At 37.0% G+C, this 21870-nt stretch carries 16 protein-coding genes; 5 read left to right on the top strand and 11 right to left on the bottom strand.

The window, feature by feature from the left end; all coding sequences use genetic code 11:
- Positions 1-268 precede the first annotated feature (268 nt).
- On the bottom strand, positions 269-1102 hold the full coding sequence (locus OLD84_RS15185) for an MBL fold metallo-hydrolase (RefSeq protein ID WP_264917500.1): 834 nt from the start codon (positions 1100-1102) through the stop codon (positions 269-271).
- Between the two features lie 445 nt (positions 1103-1547).
- Here OLD84_RS15185 and OLD84_RS15190 point away from each other — a divergent pair, with 445 nt between their 5' ends.
- From OLD84_RS15190 to OLD84_RS15200, 3 genes are all read left to right on the top strand, one after another.
- The gene (locus tag OLD84_RS15190; protein ID WP_209464428.1) at positions 1548-2348 is read left to right on the top strand and encodes an N-acetylmuramoyl-L-alanine amidase; all 801 of its coding nucleotides are present in this window, start codon (positions 1548-1550) and stop codon (positions 2346-2348) included.
- 618 nt (positions 2349-2966) lie between these two features.
- Positions 2967-3635 carry a hypothetical protein gene (locus OLD84_RS15195; RefSeq protein ID WP_209464427.1) on the top strand — a complete coding sequence of 223 codons (669 nt, stop codon included), beginning with the start codon at positions 2967-2969 and terminating at the stop codon, positions 3633-3635.
- The gene (locus OLD84_RS15200) at positions 3628-5436 is read left to right on the top strand and encodes a hypothetical protein (protein ID WP_209464426.1); all 1809 of its coding nucleotides are present in this window, start codon (positions 3628-3630) and stop codon (positions 5434-5436) included. Before OLD84_RS15195 ends, OLD84_RS15200 begins: the two co-directional genes overlap by 8 nt.
- A gap of 141 nt (positions 5437-5577) precedes the next feature.
- Here OLD84_RS15200 and OLD84_RS15205 read toward each other — a convergent pair whose 3' ends face one another.
- The 6 genes from OLD84_RS15205 to OLD84_RS15230 form a co-directional block, all read right to left on the bottom strand.
- The gene (locus OLD84_RS15205; RefSeq protein WP_209464425.1) at positions 5578-7320 is read right to left on the bottom strand and encodes a hypothetical protein; all 1743 of its coding nucleotides are present in this window, start codon (positions 7318-7320) and stop codon (positions 5578-5580) included.
- Positions 7321-7508: 188 nt separating this feature from the next.
- Positions 7509-8120: a hypothetical protein gene (locus OLD84_RS15210; protein ID WP_209464424.1), complete on the bottom strand. Its 612-nt coding sequence runs from the start codon at positions 8118-8120 to the stop codon at positions 7509-7511.
- A 55-nt stretch (positions 8121-8175) separates the two neighbouring features.
- On the bottom strand, positions 8176-8436 hold the full coding sequence (locus tag OLD84_RS15215) for a DUF4282 domain-containing protein (protein WP_209464423.1): 261 nt from the start codon (positions 8434-8436) through the stop codon (positions 8176-8178).
- A gap of 129 nt (positions 8437-8565) precedes the next feature.
- A complete protein-coding gene (locus tag OLD84_RS15220) occupies positions 8566-9888 on the bottom strand; it encodes a hypothetical protein (protein WP_209464422.1) in 1323 nt (440 codons plus the stop codon).
- Positions 9889-10324: 436 nt separating this feature from the next.
- Positions 10325-14683: an AAA domain-containing protein gene (locus OLD84_RS15225; protein WP_209464421.1), complete on the bottom strand. Its 4359-nt coding sequence runs from the start codon at positions 14681-14683 to the stop codon at positions 10325-10327.
- Between the two features lie 503 nt (positions 14684-15186).
- Positions 15187-15756 (bottom strand): GmrSD restriction endonuclease domain-containing protein, encoded by a 570-nt coding sequence (locus tag OLD84_RS15230; RefSeq protein WP_245301676.1) that lies wholly within the window; start codon positions 15754-15756, stop codon positions 15187-15189.
- A gap of 164 nt (positions 15757-15920) precedes the next feature.
- Between OLD84_RS15230 and istA the strand changes: the two genes are divergently transcribed.
- Positions 15921-17399, top strand: a complete 1479-nt coding sequence (istA, locus tag OLD84_RS15235; protein ID WP_264917223.1) for an IS21 family transposase — start codon at positions 15921-15923, stop codon at positions 17397-17399.
- A complete protein-coding gene (istB, locus tag OLD84_RS15240; protein ID WP_264917224.1) occupies positions 17392-18120 on the top strand; it encodes an IS21-like element helper ATPase IstB in 729 nt (242 codons plus the stop codon). Before istA ends, istB begins: the two co-directional genes overlap by 8 nt.
- On the opposite strand, the gene OLD84_RS15245 is transcribed toward istB, so the two are convergent.
- The 4 genes from OLD84_RS15245 to OLD84_RS15260 all read right to left on the bottom strand — a co-directional run bounded on the left by OLD84_RS15245 (position 18115) and on the right by OLD84_RS15260 (position 21688).
- A complete protein-coding gene (locus OLD84_RS15245; protein WP_264917225.1) occupies positions 18115-19428 on the bottom strand; it encodes a DUF262 domain-containing protein in 1314 nt (437 codons plus the stop codon). The two genes, istB and OLD84_RS15245, sit on opposite strands and share 6 nt — an antisense overlap.
- A 684-nt stretch (positions 19429-20112) precedes the next feature.
- Positions 20113-20517, bottom strand: a complete 405-nt coding sequence (locus OLD84_RS15250; protein ID WP_209464737.1) for a hypothetical protein — start codon at positions 20515-20517, stop codon at positions 20113-20115.
- Positions 20518-20665: 148 nt separating this feature from the next.
- Entirely contained in the window at positions 20666-21106 is a 441-nt protein-coding gene (locus OLD84_RS15255) for a hypothetical protein (protein WP_209464738.1), read from the bottom strand.
- Between the two features lie 393 nt (positions 21107-21499).
- Positions 21500-21688: a hypothetical protein gene (locus OLD84_RS15260; RefSeq protein WP_209464739.1), complete on the bottom strand. Its 189-nt coding sequence runs from the start codon at positions 21686-21688 to the stop codon at positions 21500-21502.
- Between the last annotated feature and the right edge of the window lie 182 nt (positions 21689-21870).

Below are 21870 nucleotides of genomic sequence, written 5' to 3' on the forward strand. Positions count from 1 at the left end.
TATTGTATTATTCGTTTCACTTGAAAAAGGGGGATTTATACGTTTGTTATCTCCTCGTTCGACAATGTAATGCGTTGCTACTAGCAGTTCCTGGATGCACTTGGGAGAATCGTTTTTAAAAGGGAATTACAGTTCTGTTTATTGGAACAAAAAACACCTACCAGTCTCGGTAAGTGCATGTACTTGGGTTTGCAGTTTAATTTTCCATTCTAGCTTTTTGATATTTGTTCTTCTTCATCTAAAATGCATTGATCTCTCCCCAGATAGTTTACCCTGAATAACCATTCACAAAAAACGCTATTGTTTCGACTTCCATTTCGTTTAATTCCCTTCTCAAATACTTGGACAGTTCTGCAGCTATCGACTTGTAGTCCCCGTTATATTTTTCTGTAAAGTAACCTATCTTTTTTAACAATTGGAGAAAAGCTTGGAATTCCGACTTGTTTAACGGTTCGTTGTGATGAGACAGGAAAACAATTTCCGCATCGTATTCTTCCATTCGCTCAATAAGTTTGAGCGTTATGTCAATCGTATAATTCCATTTGTCAGCGTAAAGATTTGCATACAGACAATCTCCCAGAAAAAGTACTTTCTCCTCTGGAATATAGATGATACTAGAATCATTTGAGTGATCGCCACCTACATGTTCGATGACACAGGTAAGTCCGCCTAAATTCAACTTCATTCGCGTTTCAAATTGGATATCCGGATCTAGCAAGGTAATATCCCGATCATTTCCCAACTCCTTCTTGATGGCATCTGCACAAAACGGAATTTCTAAGCCTGCTTTCACACGTTGATCTAGCGGGCCATCTTCCCATGACAATTCCTGTAATTGTTTAATTCCGTTATACGTCATCTTGTTGGAAATAATTGGAATTTTCATTTCACTCATGCCAAATACATGATCCCAGTGCCAATGCGTCAACACGAGCCAGTTCCCCTTAACAGACCGCTCCTCCAGTTGATCAAGAAACAATTTTGCATGACTGGAAGAATTTCCAGCATCAATGAGTACTGTTTTTTCGTCACCTACAACCGCCCCCAGAATAGGACGATCCGTTTCCTGGTATGGTGGTAAATAATATATCCGGTTAGAAATTTGTTTTAATTACTGCATACCTATTCCCCTGACTAGATTTATTTTAAGGCTGAACCCATATTAAAAATATGTTTATCTAAAGACTTCCTCCATAAGACTATTATAATTCGTCGTTGATTTATTTAAAATCCCTTAAGGATATCAAAATTTTATTGGCCATATCCTTCTTGAAGGGGCGTATTGATTGTTTTATAAAATGCTTTTGATATAGAAGTACTAGCTTCAATAGTAACAAAATAATCAAGACCTGCGTTATTTCCCTTCACATTATCTCCTACCAAACCCTCATTCGACAAAAATCACCAAATACCGGGAAGTGACAGGCACCTCCAGATATGACAAACATGGATTTGTTGAGAATTGGAGATGTTTGTCCAAATCAATTTCGGTTTGTTTCATATCATATTAACGTATTAGAGATTTAATAGATATGGAGGAAACATGAATGAAACTTTATCTAGATCCTGGACACGGTGGTTCAGACCCAGGAGCACAAGGCAATGGAATCAATGAAAAGGATATCGTTTTAGATATTGCGCGTCACTTACGGGATATTCTATCTAGTGATTATAAAAATGTTGACGTGATGATGAGTCGTTCAAATGATAGAACGAAAGGCCTGCAGGAGCGAACGAATGAGGCTAACTCATGGGGTGCAGATTATTATTTGTCCATTCATTGTAATGCCTTTAATGGCTCTGCCCAAGGATATGAAGATTATATTCACAGCAGCCTATCTGATTCTTCTCAGACCGCAGCTTATCAGGATATAATGCATGATGAAATTACCAACGTAAATGAATTAAGGAACCGTGGCCAGAAAAAAGCAAATTTCCATGTATTACGGGAAACAGCGATGTCAGCACTTTTAACAGAGAATGGCTTTATTGATAACGAGCATGATGCAGCATTGTTAAAAAGCCCATCATGGCGCCGGGAAGTTGCTCAAGGTCATGTGAATGGCTTAGCAAGAGCATTTAATCTGGAGCGCAAACAAGATGACCCCAGCACTATTTTTAGGATCATCGCCGGTTCTTTTGAGGCAAGAGCCAACGCAAATGAACGCGTAGCTTTCCTGAGCTCAGAGGGTATCGACGCTTTTGTTGATTCCATTACTATTTCCGGTAAGCTATGGCATCGAGTGCAGGCAGGTGCCTTCTCAACTCGTGAAAACGCTGAAAATCACCTGAATACAGTTAAAAATGCTGGAATAGAAGACGCTTATATTGTAAGTGAAAGCAGTTAATAGGTGACAGTCCTTGCCTGAATGTTGTTATTGGGAAGAAGGCGACTGAGTGCGTAAGAAGTTTGAAATAGTAACTTCGGGAACAGTTACAGTGAATCCTTCCTGGACATCTATACGTGGCCTATTTTTAGGTCACGTTATTTTTACTTTAGGGTTGGTTAGACTGGTCATCAATAAGCAAAAGCAAGTGCAAGCTATTAAAGCCATTGCTGTGCTATGATAATTTCCCCATCATGCTTTTAAAATCTTTAGTCATAGAACTGGGCAATGGAGGTAATTTAAACTGTGTATTTTATGTACCAGCAACCTTTAACTGTATTCTTTTTAGGTCAAAAACATCTATCCTCTTATTTGGTATGTCGAGGCTCAATCCCTTCAACCGCAGTTTACGGCTCACTAGCTAACTGTTTACACTTAAAGATAAAATTTACCCTCTATCCTCCAAAAATCGCTACGAGTGAGCGGCTAACTCTCGCTCAACGAAAACCCCACCCGCTATATGTTACGACCTAAGCTTGGTCGCTCTGACAGGCAACCCCTGGATCATTGACTATTCTGTTAAAAAATGGTACTTTATACCCTGGCAATAATTATCATAAAAGAAAGGTGGGAACTACGATGAGTAGGAATAAGGTATTACTTTTAGGTCTTATGACTTTATTACTTTTATTAACAGCTTGCGGTAATATGACGTTAGAGCTTGATAATGACGGATCGGGCCAAGTTCATATGGAAATTCCTAACACTGGAATGATTTCAGCAGGAGAAATTGAAAATGGATTAGAAAGACAGTTTAGTGATGAGGAATCTGTGGGAGATTTATCTATTAATGAAAATGAAGAGATGATTGAAGCCAGTTTTCAATTTGAGGATGTTAGCAGTGTAGATTCTAATGCTTATCTGATTCCAGTAGCTGACTATGTTATTTCGGATGATTCTCGTTTAGAATCGCTTGAAATGATTGAGGAAGATGTCGAATTCAATGAAGATAGCTCAGGAATTTTAGTAAGAATCCCGGGTGGTTTGAATGACTTTAATCAAGCAAGGGTACTCTTGCCGGGAGATGTCGCTGCACATTCTGAAGGTGTTAAAATCATAGAAGAAGACACGATTGAGGTGTCCTCCAGTGGTGATGTTTATGTTGTTTATGATCCCAATGCAGGTATAGGAGCATTAGCATGGGGATTAATTATTATCATCCCTGTTTCTGGTGCTATTTTCTACTATATGCGTAAGAAAAATAGTGAGAGTTCTAAGGTAGAGGAAGAAGGTGCTACTCATGCGTAAAATGGTTTTTATTGCGATGTTCAGTAGTTTGTTGCTGATTACGGCTTGTTCATCATCAGATGGGGATTTCCGTGAACATATCGAGAATGCGAATGACATGATGAATGAAATGGAATATGAAGATGCAATCAGTATTTTGTCTAATGTAGAAGAGAATGTGTTACCAGGCGATACATATGAAGCTGGTCGGATGGATTTAGTTGAAGGGTTAAAAAGTGAAGCACAATATATGTCCGATCATATTGTTGAGTTAGAAGAAAGATACGAAGCATCCATGTCTGTTTTTGAAGAAACACAGGCAAGTGACAGTCAAAATGTTGAGTTATATAGTGAAGCTATTAACACATTAGATCAAACGATTGAAAGCTTTAATGATATGACTCAGTTAGACATGTATCAGGAGCTCACTGCTGCCAGAGAAGAGATAATTAGTGAAATCGAGGATGGTTGGCTACCTTCACTAGAAGAAGGTATAGATGGCAGCTTAGAATCACAAGACTTCGCTGGTGCTGAAAATCAGTTAAACGATATGCAAAGCTTACATCAAACATTCCCAGATCAAGTGACAGAAAATGTCCTGACTCAATATGAGGAGAAAGTAACAGAAGAACAAGAGGCCTTTGTTTATGTTCCTGAACAAGCATATCAGTGGAATGAGATTATTACTGAAAATGATGAGGGTTCAATTGAAATTGAAGGAATTAGGGATACGGGTGATTCGATTGAGGTCATCATTTCCTTTCAAGGTTACTATCATACGCTAAGTGATGACATCGCTTTATCTCTGGACGTTATCCTTTCTAATGGAGATACTTTAACTGGATCTGGTCATAATCCAAGGTTATTAGAAGATAAAACGGTGAAAACATATAGTTATTCGCACTCTGATGACTATCAAATAGACGATATAGTCCGTTTCAATGCTGAACTTCCTTTTGTACAAGAGGACGCAATTCAGGTAGATTTTGATGGCGTAGATGAAACGGAAATGTACGAAATTCCAGGGGTGGAGTCGATTAAAGAATTGCATCGACCAGAATGGACCATTGAAACTGATGAATTCGAAGTGGTAATCGACAGGTTCAATGTAGATGATTACGATATTGAAATTAGTGGATTGGTTAAAACTACTGAAGACGTTGTCGTTAATGACCTTTCGACAGCTTATTTACCATTTACTAAAGAAAGAAGCACTCTAGGCCGTGGTATATTTGGTTCTACACAAGAATCTGAACTATATGAGGGAACAGATAAAGAGTTTGAATTAAACTATTCTTTTGATCAACCTATAACAGAATATCACGATTATATTGATTTGCATCTATATAATCAAGATGTTTTAGTTGACCTTAAGAACGGTGAAATTTTCGATAAATCTGAACCAACATTTATAGAAGATCTAAATAAAAATACGAATACAACGATTGGCTATGATGGATCCGATCAAAAAGAATTAATTAACCAATCCGGAGATCGAGCAGCAGTTGATTCTATTATTCTAACAACTTCTAGAACTTCTAACATCTATCACTTATCCGAACGATTTGATAAATTTACTACAACGGCACACGTTCATCAAGATCATAGTGGCCTGGATTACGGGACTACTGAGTTAACTATTTATGCTTTGGAAGGCGATGAGGAAGAAGAATTATATTCAACAACAATTGAAGAAGATCATGAAGCGACTGATATTGAAGTCGATGTCAGTGATGTGGTTGAGATAAAAATTGAAACTAGTCAGAATCGCGGTTCTGAAGGTAGGCAACAAATTATTTTAGAAGAACCTATGGTAGAGTAAAAGCTAATGAAGTTAAAACCGCTGAAATAGTTAAGCTATTTCAGCGGTTTTTTTGCTCGTATAATATTAGATGTAGAATTACCTTCTGAAGCAACGAGATCTAATCAGGAAGCATGAGAACCGTTCCCATGCTTCCTCTCCCTATTTATCCTCATTCGTTGTATATGCTAACTCTTTATTTTCTTGAGTTAGTTCAGATAACTTCTCCTTACCTGCAGCTACTTCGTTAATGGCATAAATAGATTGTATTGCGTTTCCATCTTTATTAGAGGCTGATGATGCGATTAATTCTCTTTCATCCAGGAATTCTCTCATTTGATCAACCAAATGATTCTTCAACTCATCTGCCTTGTTCATGCTAAGAATATACCGCGGACGGTCTAGCGTATTAACACCTGAACGAGCTTGTGTACTTGTTACAATCTCTGTAACGAGAAACCAGGAACTATATGAAGTTCTGACTACTGTATTTTCGCTGCGAGTCGAGTCTGTTATCGCCATACCTACTGACAATTTAGATTCAGAATACGTTCCCTCTCCTTGAAATTGGATAAGATGACTTCTAAATTGCATTTCTCCCCAGTACAAATGCGCAAAAGTCAGTAATGAATTCCCCGATACATACAATACAACAGGATAGAAAATGCCATTAAAGAGACTAATAGTACTTACATCTCCAGCACCATTTTGATTAATGAAGAACAAAAGCACAGCAGCTAATATAACAAAGCTATGGCCAACAATAGCCACGCCCAGCCGACTTTTTTCTAATAAAGGCGGATAAGAAACTTTCTCATAAATGGGCTGAATTTCTTGAATGGTATCACCACTAAAACTCCCTTTATCCATGCTACCTTCCATATTTAAGTTTGGATTTAACTCTCGATAAATCCGATTTGGAATTTCTTTATATCGTAAATCTGCCATTTCCATATCCAACGCTCTGAAAAAGTCTTTCGGATGAACGTTTTCTTGCCAATGCTCCCTGAACTCTGACACCTCTGTAACAGGATCAGCGACTTTTGTTCTAAAATGTGCAAGCGCTAAGCCCGCTGCACAAACAACAATAATGATAAAGAAAAAGCTAAAAAGAGCCAAAGTAGGATTAAAGGGTGCCTCCGGGAAGCTAAACCCTTGTCTCAGCAGCAATTCTGCAATAGCTGGTACCAATACAGCAAGTGCAATGACCCAGACCAGTTGGGAGTTCTTACCTGAACCTGAATTTTTATCCGTTGCCTTATTTACAGTTAAAGGATAGGCTGTCCACAATGCTAATAAAAAAACACATAATGCTATACCTAACCAATCGGAAAAAGAGGATTCTGTTAGTAATGTAAGTCCGACCGTTCCTGATAACAAAGCCATGAAATAAACAATTAAACCTATGATAGAATATCCGGTATTTTGAACTAATATATGTAAATAATTACGCATAGATAATGGCAAAAAAATAAATTTTGGATAAATACTATAAACCATACGATCAAACAATGTCACAGGTTCATGAAAAGTAAGGTTTTTCCTACCCATCATCATTTGTTCAATTTGTTGAGAATTATAATACACATCAGATTCCTTTGTATGCTTTTCACTACGAGCCATATTTTTAGATAGACTCGCAGGGACTCCCCTTCCAACATAAAATCTCGATATTTTTATTAGGCCTTTGGTTACAAAATGCACGCCACCTGTTAACAAAAGCAGGCTAACAGCTAAACTGAACCAACCAGCAGCTACTCCATTTTCAATTATTTGCTCCCGTAGATTAATGATGGATATGGCGCCAACTATCAATATAATGATCCCACTTATTAAATATAATAACCCTTCCTGTTTAAATGGATTTTTTATTTCTGGTGCATCTGACCCATAATGAAACGCCAACTGTACCCTCTCCCTTTCAAAATATTTTCATAATAAAACCTATTAATTGAAATTTAATTCTATAACCAATGAAGTTTTTCACTGGGGTACTAGCTAATCTTTATCATAGACAAATTATCCAGCCAATTTGAGAATAGCGCCATATTACTGGCGCTTTTTAAATTAATTCTAATATGAATCGTTAAATTTTAATTTTCAACTGGCTTGATATCATCGCTTTCTATAGAAAATACTGCTTTTCCATCCGATACTTTTGTTTCTAATTCAAAATAATGCGTATCTGAATCAGAATCCGTTATATCAAACACCGCAACTCCGGTTAACTCATCGTAAACCCAATCATCTATATTATTTAAATTCATATTTACAATAGGCTCATATTCATTCCCATTGGTATCTTTTAATGACATAAGACGTTGATATACTTCGAAGTTATCTTCTTTTTGATGTTTTGCTCTGATCTCGAGAGCTAGATATATTCCGTCTCCTTCAGCTTGAAAACCTACAACTTGTGAATAATCTATATACTGTGCACCTTCCACAATAACGATATATCCGTCATTGAAATTTGCTCCTTCTCCTAACTCAAGCTCTACCTCTCCACTCTCTTCTACATCTATAAGAGTGGGCCCTTGTTCTTCAGGCTCTTCTGTTTCTTCAATGTTACCCGAATCTGTATTTGTATCGACACCACTAGGACCTGCTTCAACCTCATCTTCTCCACCGCAAGCAGCCATTACTATCATTAGGGTGATTGCCATAAAAATTAACGTTAAATTCCTTTTTGTACCATTAAACACAAAAATACCTCTAAATTTTTATCCAATATAATATTTAAAATCTATTCAGTACGGATCATCTATCCAATTTATCAAGCTTTTGATTCATATCGTTCAACGACTCATGAATTTTAAAGATTACAATTAATAATTCACAATAAATACGTACCATAAGCGGTCCAAAAGCAATCAAAATAAGTCCGATAATTACTGAAAAACCACCATCAAACATCATTAACAATCCTGGTAACACAGATATAGCTACACCTAACCAAAATACAATCTTAATAAGTGTTGGCGTTAACATTTTGTTGAAACTAATAAACTCTTCAAACATTTAAATTCTCCTTTACTATTATAATAGGTATAATAACTTTTAATTTTGCATTTAAGGAAGCATGGAGGTCACAGCATGCTTTTTATCCCTCTTCGGTCTAAAATACACCTCTATTGATTTGCATATTACCTATTCCACCTTCTGTTCTGTTTCATATGTTCCAGAAAAAAAGGTTCCCATTCCACCAATCTTTGTACAACCGTTAGTGTCTACAACTTCAATCTGCCCGCCTTCTAACATCATTTCCAACTTACAATCGAACTCTTCATTATAGAATTCTGCCTCATTTCCCGAAACGGAAGCAGTTCCTTCTATAAAACTCGTACGATCTCTTGCCCGTACATCAAAATCAAAATCAAACGAATCATCCGTCACGTTGGAAATGTTCATGGTTCCTTCAAAAGGCTCCCCATTTCTGTACCAAGTGCCACTCCATTCTTCAGTATCTGGGGATTCCTGAACTGATTCTTTTTCTTCGTTTTGTTGTGTCTCCGCTTCTTCAGCTTCTTCGGTTACCTGATCTGATTCCTTTTCCGAATTCTGTTCTGTCTCATCTTCCGGATCTTCTATCACAGGCATCTCCTCTTGCTGCTCCTCTTCAGTCCCGTTTGATTCTTCTATTTCATTTTCGTTATTACCCTCCTCATCAGGATTGTTATATGTATCTCCTAAACTCATATTAATCGAACCATCTTTCACATTGTATGCACTGTGAAAGCCACTTTCATTCTTAATGATAATGAACCTTTCTCCGCCTATTTCTGTTTCATCTACAAGTTCCATCTCTTTAATTTCACCTGTTTCATAGTCTCGGAAAGCGTTCTGCAAATCATCAAATGTCAAATCTAGCGGTTCTTCATCCGGATCTATACGGTGATATTCATCTAACTTCCAATTCTCCCCTTCCATCTTAAAATGCCATTCATTTGTCCATCCATGATGAATTAGGGCTTCACTACCAAGCGTCATACTGGTTGCTTGAAAACGATCTTCCGACTGATCCATTATCTCAATGTTTATTTGCGTATCTGTTTCCATGAATACTCCATATGTATCACAACCACAGAAATAAGAACGTAACAAGTGCTCTACCTGTTGATCCAAGCCATTGTCGGTCATCAATTCAGTAAGGGATTCTCTTACTATAGCAAAAGCAGCCTGAAATTCCTCACCCTCATTCTCTATATCCATTGACCATTCCTGCTGAGTCCATTCAAGATAATTCTCATCGTGAATTTGACTCATGATTCTATGTATTTCCTTCACATTCTCTTCCATGATTTGTTGTACTTCTTCTACCTCTAACTCAGCTGTTTCTTCCTCCTGTTCTTCATGCGTACTTTCCTCGTCTTGATTTTCATTCTGAGCCTCATTTGCATCTACATCTTCATTGCATGCTGATAGTAGCAATACCAATAGAAACAATAGAAGCAAATTAGATTTTTTGAGCATTTCTATCCCCCACATCAAATTTTTTAACGGGTATATAGTACCATATCAGGAAAAAAGATCCAATTAATTAACCTTATATTCATTAAAGTATGATTACTTTGTACTCATAGATTTGTACTTCGTAATATATGCTTACCTGTTTGGCCTTCTTCACAAAGCATAGAAATCTAAATTAGATACGTTCAATAAATAAAGCACCTGTCCATTATCAAGTGGGCAGGTGCTTACAATGTTAAGCACGCATAGGCAATTACTACCTTAACTAATTTTATTGGTTGTTCGTATTGCCTTTATTCAGGAACATACTTCTTATGTTAATACTAGGGGGTTAGAGATTAGATATTTTTAGTATTCTTTATCACGGATCACGCACCGCCCCCCCTTGCTTCAAAACTCTTCATCCCCTGGGACAAGGAACCTGTCCCCATGTCCCCCACTATCCGCCTGGCTGTATTCCCATCTCATCTAATTTCTTCCACAATGGTTCAAGTGCTTTTTCCCGGTCTAGATAAAACTGACTGCCACGAATTCTCCAGAACGTCCATCCAACCCGTTCGAGCACACGTTGTCGTTCAATATCCTCTTCCCATTTATCAAGGCCATGCCATCTGTCGCCATCACATTCGACAGCTAGGCGATTACGCATGCCTTCAACAACGAGGTCAATTCGTTTTCCTAACGTTCCTACTTTTACCTGTGGAATAACTCTGTAGCCTCGGGCTTTAATCAGTCGGAAAACATCTTCTTCAAATTTCGAATCAAATTCATCCTGCACCTCATCGATTTCTTGCTGTACGCGATATGGTTCTTTGCAATACTGTAATAGTCTGTACCGGGCACATTCGGGATTTAAGTCATTTAATTCGACAGAGTGAAATAACAACATTTGATCCCGTGCACGGCTTGCTGCAACATTAAATCGTTGGTAAGCGGATCGACCTGTCATCGGGCCAATTCGCATATTAGGTGCTGCAACGAGCGACATGAATATGACATCCCGTTCGTCTCCCTGGAAGGAGTAAGCATCTCCACAAATGATCTGTCTATTGATCATCTCTTCTTCACCGATTGCTTCGCGTAATTTATTCTCAATAATATTCGCTTGATCATAGCCTTGGAGCGAAATAACACCAAATGTTTTGTTCGCATATTGTTCCTCTTTACAAAGGCGGGCAATTTCTTCAACGATTGCTTCTGCCTCTGGCTCATTGATTGCCTTTTTACTATCTTCTTTCCGATATCCGTCTGCTACACGAATGGCCTTCACCGGTGGATCCAGGGCTTCATTTCCAAGTGGGAGACGAAGTGGGTCAATCATGCCCCCATACATGAAGTCATTCGAAAATTGAATGATCTCAGGAACACAGCGGAAATGTTCTTTCAAAATAATTTTACTGTCAAACACCCGGCTTGCCGTATCATAGAGACTGGTTTTCATCTCGAATTGTAATTTGTTTGGAATATTGTTGAGATAGCGATCAATTAAACCATGCGTTTCACCGATATCTGTTCCAACGCTTTCCGGACTAATCTGGTTATCGTCACCAACAATAACCGCCTTCTTCCCGCGTAGTAGGGCGCTCAGTGAGAACAGGTTACTTTGCGAACTTTCATCGACAATAACGACATCAAACTGATCTGCCGTTAAATCCAAATTCTCAATGACACTCTTGATTGGCATGATCCATACAGGGATCGCTCCTCGGGCCGTTGCCATTTCTTTACTCGCTTCTTTCCTATAGACATTGGCATATTTACCAGTACCTTTTCCAACTCGTTGGATCGCCTTTAACCAGGCAAAAAGACTTCGTTTCTGTTCCTTTGTCGTTCTTTCAATTTGCGATTTCCATGTAGATGTTGCCACGAGTTGTTTAATTATTTTAGACTCGTTGTTGGTCTCCAGTTGTAGGTCTTCCTCTAGCTTTTCGATCGTTGATTTGCTTTCGATATCCTCAATCCATGTGGAAAGTTTCTTCCATTTCCAGGCAAGTCTTAAATCTTCAGGAGGATACATTGCCTCGCCTTGACCACCTTGCTCTTCCAATTGTTCCAACCAAAGGGGTGCCATTTTTTCAATCTTTTCATGTAATTCTTTGTATCGATGGAAGCTTTCGTTTAGTTCTTCCAATCGCTTCAATTCATTCCACGATTCTTTCCATAAAGCGACGTCTTTTTCGTGACAAGCTGTTAGTAAAGCATCAACTATTTCCATATTCCCCGATTTCGCATTTGCCTGGGCGAGGGTATCCGTTGTTGTATTGAAAATGGTATTCGCCTGTTTTAACTGCTGCTGATAATAAATAGCCGTTAATCCATTCTTAAGTGTCGTAAACCATTCCATGGAGTCCCACTGCGGTTTCCTCGGAATAACAATTTCATCTCTTATCCCGTCTAATTCATGGATAATATCCTTTTCCCATCGGACCATTTGCCCCATATCATCTAGTAATTGTTTTACTGTTGTCGTCATTCTTTTTTGGTTTTCATCAATCGTTGGCCCTTGATATTCATTCATCGTTCGATTCCATTTTAGGACAAGCTTCTGAATGAGAATGTTCCCATCCGTATATTTCAGTATTTTTTCTACATCCTGTTTATGACGGATTTCGAGTCCATTGATCTTACATTGTTCAAAGATGTAGCTGTACTTACGCCCTAAAATATTTTTAAACATCCAGCCGATCGATTTATTGTCTTCCAGCCGTTGTTTAATGACTTCCAGGTCTTCTTTAAGTATGGTATGGTTCACATTTTCAGGTATCACAATTTCTTCGGCAATGAGGTCGCTATCTATTGCTTCTATTTGTCTGACTTCATCATACACATTTTTGTGAAAATCAGACCAATTATCTTGCCTCTCTGCGTCTCCTAATATTTCCTTAAGCAAAAGGGAACGCCAGGTTTCCTCTTGAATCACAGCTAGTTTTCTCATTGATTTTTCAACCAGTTTTACTTTTTCTTCTATATTAAAATGGTACGTTAAGTCCTTAACATCCCAATCCGAAATTACATTTTCATAAGGTTTGAGATCTTGTTCGGTAGATTTAACTTGAGATACTGCTTTTTCAAAAACATCTGGCTGCACAATATCACGCGTTGCTAATTGATTTTTTGATAATAATTTGCGGTCCTCACCCTTAATAATTCCGTGTAGCTTGAAGAATTCCTTCGTTTCATCCTCATGAAGCGGAAAGTCATCGTTTAATGTAATTCTATCTGGAATCCATCCATGCGTAGAATTTTCATTCAACCATTTCGAAGCTTCCAGTGGGGTATACGTTTCTGACTCGATCGTTATGGGTGTGTTTTCCGCTTCCGCTGTTTGATTAATCTCCGTATTTATTCGAGCAATATTTCGTTTCGTCTGATCCAGTTCCTTTTCCAGCCCTTGAATATTTTTCTCCAAGGTTTCAGGTTGCTGGCTATCTAGGTTTTCTGCAATAAATTTAATCGAATCCTCAATTTCTTTTACCGAGCGGGAATCGCCACCTAAAACACTGACAACTAGCGCACGTATTTCCTCTGGTATCTTGTCACGGAGCACTTGCAATGCCCGCTCTTTTTCACTTGTAACCAATACGCGTTTCCCATGCGCCAATAAATGACTAATTAGATTGGCAATCGTATGGCTTTTCCCAGTTCCTGGTGGTCCCTGAACAAGTACACCATCGTTATTTGATAATTTTGTTGCGATTAGCTTTTGTGCATTATTGGTTGGCAGTGGAAATAAAAGTTGTTCACCAACCCCTTGCCATTCTTTCTTTGTGGTACGACCTGATTCAGCTTCTGGTTCTGGTTGCGATTCCACTTCTCCATTAGCCGTTAATAGTTTAATTGAATTTGGAACGGGATATCCGTTTTCAACTTTTTCAATAGCAGTTTCTAATTCCTTTTGCCACAGACGATTGCCGCTTTTTCTTAGGAAAATAGCCGGTGTATAGGTAATCAATGGATTGTTGGTGATGCTTGGTTTCCCTGTTTGCTTTATGTACGATCCATAGGGACTGATGGTGTGTGCGATTTCTTTAAAGAAAGGCTCCATGGAATCTACATTCCACGGATCTAGGTCCGCTTCCTTCACTTGCCCTTCCATTTCCATAATTCGCGACATATTCGGAACATCATTTGTTGGCAACATATCTGTTTCCAGTTCTGTTCCCTTGGTTGTTGGAATGAGGGCAAAAAGTCCTCTCTTCGGTTGAAATTGCAACTCTAATTTGGTAACGAGTACATGACGTTGTATCTTCTCACCATTTACCTGCCAATTCAACAATCCGTGTCCCCAAGCAATTTCAATATCATCCATTTCACGCTGCAATTGTTGGTGGGTCGCAAATAGCTGGTCATACACCTTCTGTATTTCTAATTTCGGCCTCATTTCCTTCGCCCAAGGTCTCCATTTCTCCTCCAGCCACTCCTCAAACTTGGAAACTCTCTCTTCATCGTCTGTAAATTTTTCAAAAATTTCTTGCCCATTATCCTGATCGATTCCTTTGTAAATCTGGACTACTTTAATAGGCTCTGTACTAGGTTTATCCCAATGCTTTACCCATTCACTGATTGCTACCGGTGGCGTGGGAGCGGATGTTATCTTTTGTTTATGTACTTCCAACCAAGCATCTTCTACTTCTCCCCCACCCCCAACATAGCATCCTTGTAAATTCGGGAAATCTTGTACCCACCAGACCTTCTCATACTGCTGTACACTTAAAATCGTTTTCTCATTTAGATTTTTTACAGCAAGTAAATACTCAAAAATCTTGGCAACATCTGTCGTTTCTGCTACTTCGGACATACAATCCCTTCCTTTTGTCTGTATTTCTATTGTATATGAAACCCTTTAGCTATTTTAAAATCGGACACTTTTATTTCTATATGTAATACCATCTAATTAGTACTTATTAGCTACGTAATATAGTTTAATTTTAGCATAGATGTAAGGTTATACCTATAATGGAATGTCGAATTTTGGATTAATAAAGTGAAGGATGGGGAAGGTTTCACCGTTTGGTAAAATAATTCACATGTAAGCAGAAGTAAAACTTCATTCAGTATGGGGGGCGAGCGAGTATCTACGCACAGCCCCAGGATGTATCGTAGTTAGTCGATTGGCCCGTAAAACTGCAATAAAAATGGGGTGAGCAAGTATTATTGCCCACCCTCTTCTTTCAGGTTCTTATTTCATATTTTTCTGTTGGATAAAAGATAATTTCTTTCTAACAGTCATTGTGACAGACAAGGCTAACCCTAAATTAGCAATTCACTTTTAATTAATAGGCACCCCACCTACCATGATCCTCAAAATTCCTTAATCTTATCTACATTCCAAATTTGCTTAGCAATTTCCCCGTATAGCTTTTGTCTTTCCGTTAAATCATTATTATCAAACTCATCATATGATTTAAAAGGTAAATCATTGTTGTTAGCGTATCTCAAGAATCCTGGGTTTTGCTGGTAACAATTCTTATGAAGAGATTTAGCTAAGTAATTTTGTCCGAAATACTGTTCAACCTTCTCAGCGTATTCTTTATCACCATAACTTTGATTAATACTTCTAGGCAGTAAAAGAAGTCCACCGATATGATTACGACGTTTTTGGAACTCTGTTTCATTATCAAATTCATTCATATAACGTTCGTATTTATTAGCCCAGATATGTTCAATCTGAAAGGGATTTTTCGATTCCTTTGTTACATACATTTCAAATTTTGAGTCGAATCCACTTTCTACTTCAATATGATGTGTAATGCGAGCAAGTAAATAATGAACGTATCTTTTATTTTGCTGATGCAGATAAAAGGTTTCTATATTATCTAACTTGTTAATTTCATTTGCCTTGTCTTTAAATATTACCTTTAACTCGTTCAAGTCTTTGTCTCGGATTTCTTTAGTGTTTAATGCATAATAAAAGTACAGAGTATTGCAACCAAAATGTTAGAAGGTTGTACAAATAAAAAAGGCTTGCCAACCCTAACAAAATACCCTACCGTTAATAGTGACTAAACAAATTAATGGTGGAGGTAAGTGAAAGGATGCTAGCAATGCCTGAAGTTAATCATATCAAAAATTTACGTAATAATAAATCACTATCAATTAATGAAATAGTAAAACGAACCGGTTTTGCTTGGAAAACCGTTAAGAAATACGCGGATGAAGATCAATTACCCGAGGAAAAAACACCATTTAAAAAGGGTATGATGCATGAAGAAAAATGGGGAGAAATTGTATCTGACTGGCTAATGGAGGACCAAGCACTTAAAAAGAAATTGCGAAGGAATAATAAGAATATATTTAAACAATTACAGCAATTAAATTTCCCAGGTTCTTACCGAACCGTTTGTAACTTTATCGCTGAATGGAAAGACAAAATGTTAGATGAAACTGACACAGTAAAAGAGGAATATGACAGGTTAACACATCCCCCAGCGGAAGCACAGATAGACTTTGGAGTTACAGAAGTTGTACATGAAGGGAAAGTAAAAGATATCCATTGTCTGATTTTGAGTTTCCCCTTTAGTAATGGAGGCTTTGTAACACCATTGCCAGCAGAAAATCAAGAGTGCTTTTTGGAAGGTATTAAACTACTTTTTGCACAAGTCGGCTTTGTTCCGAGGGAATTACGGTTAGATAATCTATCAGCAGCCGTTGTAAAGGCTAGAGGTCATGGTCAGGAAACCATTTTCACTGATGGTTTTCAACGATTTGCCAGTCACTATGGATTTGAGCCAATAGCCTGTAATCCAAGAAAGGGAAACGAAAAAGGGCATGTAGAAAATAAGGTTGGTTACGTTCGATATAATTTCTTTACGCCGTCACCGGTTGTTCAGGATTTGACGCACTTGCGTGAGTTATTGTTCAAACATTGTCAGGATGATCATTTAAGAATGCATTATAAAAAGGGAATTTGTATCGCTGATCTCATAAAGGAAGAAAAGAAATATGGTCTCGCATTACCTGAGAAAGAGTATCCAGTATTTAATAAAACGCTGGTTTCGGCTAATAAATATGGTGAGGTAAGAATTGATGGAAAGGAAATCCACATACCGAATAGTTATCACTATACACAATTGTACGTAATTAAGTACTGGGATGACTTTAAAGTGGTCTCTCCGCAAGGAGAAATGCTTTATAAGGGACCTAGACCATATATGAATCGATCTAGAGAAATTCCATGGCAATCCATTTTGAAAAATTGGATGAGGAAACCAAGATCAATTACCTATTCTAGATACTTCCCATATCTTCCAGGAAGAATCGCGCATCATTTGAATAGTGAATCAATGAAACTCAGAAAAGAACGTGCCGACTGGTTACAGAGTTTAATAATAAAATACAGTATGCAAGAAATAGATGAGCGTTTCTATGAATTGTTACCAGTAGATGATAAAGAAAATGGAAATGAATCATTACATGATTCGATTGCACATCCGTATAATGTAAATTGGAGTATCTACGACTCCCTTCAACCTTTAAACCATTCGTTGAAAGGAGAGGAAGTAGAGAATGTCTAATTTGATTAGAGAGAAATGCAAATCGTTACGTTTAGCATATGTTGCAGACATATATGAGCAGATTCCCTTCGAGAATCCTAAGCAGTATATCTCGGCTTTATTACAACAGGAATTAGAACATAGAGAGGTAGCTAAAGGAGAGCGTTTGATCAAAAAGGCGAAATTCATGAATGAAAAAGAATTAGAGGATTACCGGTGGAGTGAACATATTCGTTTCCCTCCACAATTGGATAGAGAAAGTCTCGAATCACTATATTTTATCGATAAAAAAGAGAATCTAATTTTAACAGGTGCACCTGGGACTGGAAAGTCTCATCTGGTTACAGCGCTTGGGCGGAAGGCATGTAGATCTGGATATGAAGTCCGTTTCTATCGAGTGGCTGATTTGGTAGAACTACTTGAAAAATCTTGGAGAGAAGGGCGCTTTCAAGCCTTACGCAACAGGTTTAATAAAGTAGATATGGTTATTTTAGACGAGATGGGATATGTTCCATTTAGTAAGGAAGGCGCTGAATTATTATTCCAATTGATATCTGATTGGTATGAGAGGTCTAGCCTTGTGATTACCTCCAATTTGGAATTTAGTCAATGGAATAGAATATTTGTAGACGCACGTTTAACAGCTGCATTAGTGGATCGAGTTATTCACCACGCACACATTTTGAGCTTTACTGGAGATAGTTATCGCGTCACACATGCGCTTTCGAATCATCAATCATAATAAAATATGGGCTGGCAAAGTTCTAACCTTTTCATTGCAATCTTGTAACCTTTTAGGTTGCAAAACACATTTAGTTAGATTATACATTGTATATGCAAGTGATGAATAGTTTAACGTAGAAAATGAAATAGAACGGTTAACAATCAACATATCAATATAGTAGGATACTAAGTTAATTTTCTTGTTTACCATCTCTTGTGTGTCGGTCACTTTTAATGGTGATAGTAACAAATGGTACTGATGAGTAAAGTTATTATGGCTATTGTAATAAACATATTCCAAACCCTTTGTATAAGTAGCAGCAGCATTTAAAATAGTTAGGTATTGCTTGGAATAAAAATCGAATTGCTTCGTAACGAATGCTTCAAAATCTTGACTGCTTTTTAAGGATAACATTTCTTTATTATCTCGAACCCATTTGTGATAAGCAGTAGCAACCTTCTCAAAATCTTTGTTTTCTTTATCTTTCCCACTATTACGTATGCTTTGAGCATATTTGCCTCGAAACCAATGTTTGAAAAAGTCAACTTCCTCCCCTTTTCCTTGTTCAATTAGTTCCAAGATCCTTCTTTTCCATAATTCATTTGCTTTCTCTTTTGCTCGCTGGTCCTTTACATTTGCTAATAAATAACCTTTCAACATATCAGTAGGACTGAGGCTTAACCCTCTGTCGTTCATCGTCTCAAAAATCGTATAGGCGTCTTCATCATTGTCAGCTTCTATATGTACTAGCAGCACTTTATGTAGCATCCAATCTATAAAATAGGGCAACACATTACCTTGCAAATCTTCCGGGAAATACTCCACTATATCATCATAACGTGCTCCTATGGTCTGAACAGACTCTGAATCACTTCTTTCAAAATCAAATGGTTGGTTGTTAAACAATGCTTCCATACAAGGAGTGCGCTCTTCTACATCTATGTTAAAAGACCTTTCTCCAAACTTTTCGGAAAAGATGAGTTCACTTATATTTACGTTTCTATCACTACTTTGCTTTTGTAAGTTATGGAGAAAAACTAAAATTAAAGAAATAGATGTCAAGCGCTGCTGACCATCAATAATATATTTTTTACCTTGTCTGTTACTAATCACAATAGATCCCAGAAAATAGTTTTCATAATTTTCGACTTCACTTGGCTCATGTGTAGATTGGAAATTATTAAGAAATTTCTTCGATAAATCCTCGAGTAATTCACGAATATTTTTAGTTTCCCAACGATATTCTCTTTGATAAAAACCGATTCCATATTTAGTATTGGTTAACGTTTCTTGAATACTTCTCGAACGAGCTTCTATTTCACTCACTTTTATTTCCTCCCCATAAAGGCATTTTTAAACATTACTTTTCACAATAATTACCATTATATTATCATATCTATATATCTAGCTTATATCATTTTGTTCTTGAACCATCAATAGAATGGTCTGAATAAGTAACATGTAAATACCAAGTGTCAATCCCCCACTATTTTAATGCAATAAAGTAGTGGGGGACTGACACTTCTTCTATGACTGTTCATCTTATCTAAATCTTTCATCTGCTAATTGTCTATCAATAATCTCAGGTGGCTTAACGAACAAGTTCATTATGATCTAAATCCTCTTCCACCATCATGCAGGCGGATAATAGTCTATCTTCTACTTTCAGCATCGCCTATGTGCTCAAAACTCCGCAGATCCGGTTCCATCTATCCGTAATACTCAGACACGAAGTTCTCGATCCACTACCCTCCACCAACATCCGATTCTTCGTAAAAACTTAAAAGTAAGGATTACTTCTTTTTAACAAACGATCATTAAAAATGATATTAGTTCTATACCATAACACATTAGATAAACTAGTAATTTTTGTAAGCAGTGGGGACTGACACCAGGTTTCGCTTGTGATTCATCTTTGCTAAGTATAAACGCATTTTCTTTTTAGTGTGCAGGATACTTTTTTTGAGAAGACAATGATAGATTTTTTGAAGATAGCATGGAATTCTCTCTTTATATCGACTTGTCCCTTAGAAAGTTTTTGAAAGTGGCAGACGCCTCGATCCCTTTTAGAAATTCACTTAATCTATTATAAGCGGAAATTGGATCTATTTTTGAGGGGTTTTTTTCTGGTGGTTTTCCGTGAGCTACCCAATTTCTATACGTATATATTTGTTTAACCATTCCTGCTAATTCTTTATTATTAGATCTACTAAATAAATCAATAATATCAGTGAAACGTCCATATTCGGCTTGCTTAATAGTATAATCCCTTAATTTTAAAATAACTTCATCTTCTATTTCTGGGGTCATTTGACTTTCCACTATTTCCTTCAAGTATAGTATTAACGTTTGTTCAAAAATAGAAACGAAGGAAACGATAGTCAGATCATTTAATTCGATTGTGGCAGTGTCCAATAGTTTATTGGTTTCTCCTAATTCTTTGGATATCAATAAACTTTTAGCGGAACTACTTCGGGATTTTTATTAATTAGATATTTCATTGTCTTTTGGGTATCTAATGAAACTTTATACCATTCCATGACTGCATCTAACTCTTTCGTAATCATAATAAGTCCTCTAGTATCTTTTCAAAATTCTCTTTTGTAAAATCGGTGAATTTACCATGATCTGTTTCTTTTCTGTATACCCACTCCCGATCATCAAGATAAAGGACAATATATTTAGCATAAGAAGATATGATATCAATTCTTCCTTTAGCCCCTATGATAAGACGCCCAATAGGTTGTATCTCTATTTCCTCTTTCTCAATTGCTAATACCAGTGATGGTGCATCATATAATCCCAGATGTTCTTCTTGTAACATTATACGCTTTTCCTTAATATCGATCATTCTATCTTCCTGGGCAGTATGAAGCCAAGCCTCGATTTGATTCATAAAAAGCTTTACTTGTTGTAACCAATCACTTTTAATATGATTCCAATTTACTTCATCCTGCTGATTTTCATCCTTCTTCTTTTTCAGAAAATCCGAAAAACCTGACATATAAATACCTCCTTCTTATTTTTGGGAATGCAACTGTTTGATTGTTTTTGTTTATGGTGAATTTAATTTTTACATAGAAATGAATGATGGGATATGTAGAAGGCTTTAAATCTAGATAGCTAGACCTACTTTTATTATAGTGCAACCTTCATGTAAAAGTGTGCCTTTCCTGAAACAAAAGCCGAGATTGCAAACATACTTGAAACTTTGAAGCTACGGTTTAAATAATTATAACCGCTGGACAATTGTCCAAAAAACGCATGGAGTCGTGCAGAAATCGTTGGTTTAATACTTTCCCATTCAAAAAGATTAGTAAGTATCGCAGTTGTTTGCAACATTTTTTTGGTTTATCTATTAATTGATTGATTTTAAATTTAGCTTCTACAATTGAAATCATAAAACCACTTCCGCCCGCTCCCAGCATTTAATACAAAGTATATCAATGATTTTTTGCTCTTCTTCATCTCTTACACGTGTACGAAGAAGTCTTTCTGATGGTTGATTTCTAATCACTGTTCGTTCTGCTTCGGGCTTGATTGTATCTATCCATTCTATGAGGTCATTCAAATTTATTTTCTTCAAATCATTCACCGCGAGATAATGTTATATGAAGATTTCATCGTCATGCTCAAGATTTACCTCTTAGGACATATATATGTTTATTAAGTAGTAATGCCTTTCATTACAATTATAATGAAAGGCATTACATAATACAATGTAAGACTTATTATTCAAAAAAAGAATGAAGACAACGTGAAGGATAT

The sequence above is a fragment of the Virgibacillus natechei genome (assembly GCF_026013645.1).
GTDB classification, from domain to species: Bacteria; Bacillota; Bacilli; order Bacillales; family Amphibacillaceae; genus Virgibacillus_L; species Virgibacillus_L natechei.

Coding starts and splice junctions, on each gene's coding strand:
- OLD84_RS15200 (WP_209464426.1), top strand. CDS start 3,628: ATGCGTAAAATGGTTTTTATTGCGATGTTCAGTAGTTTGTTGCTGATT.
- OLD84_RS15215 (WP_209464423.1), bottom strand. CDS start 8,436: ATGTTTGAAGAGTTTATTAGTTTCAACAAAATGTTAACGCCAACACTT.
- OLD84_RS15220 (WP_209464422.1), bottom strand. CDS start 9,888: ATGCTCAAAAAATCTAATTTGCTTCTATTGTTTCTATTGGTATTGCTA.
- istB (WP_264917224.1), top strand. CDS start 17,392: ATGTCTAATTTGATTAGAGAGAAATGCAAATCGTTACGTTTAGCATAT.
- OLD84_RS15255 (WP_209464738.1), bottom strand. CDS start 21,106: ATGTCAGGTTTTTCGGATTTTCTGAAAAAGAAGAAGGATGAAAATCAG.
- istA (WP_264917223.1), top strand. CDS start 15,921: ATGCTAGCAATGCCTGAAGTTAATCATATCAAAAATTTACGTAATAAT.
- OLD84_RS15190 (WP_209464428.1), top strand. CDS start 1,548: ATGAAACTTTATCTAGATCCTGGACACGGTGGTTCAGACCCAGGAGCA.
- OLD84_RS15195 (WP_209464427.1), top strand. CDS start 2,967: ATGAGTAGGAATAAGGTATTACTTTTAGGTCTTATGACTTTATTACTT.
- OLD84_RS15225 (WP_209464421.1), bottom strand. CDS start 14,683: ATGTCCGAAGTAGCAGAAACGACAGATGTTGCCAAGATTTTTGAGTAT.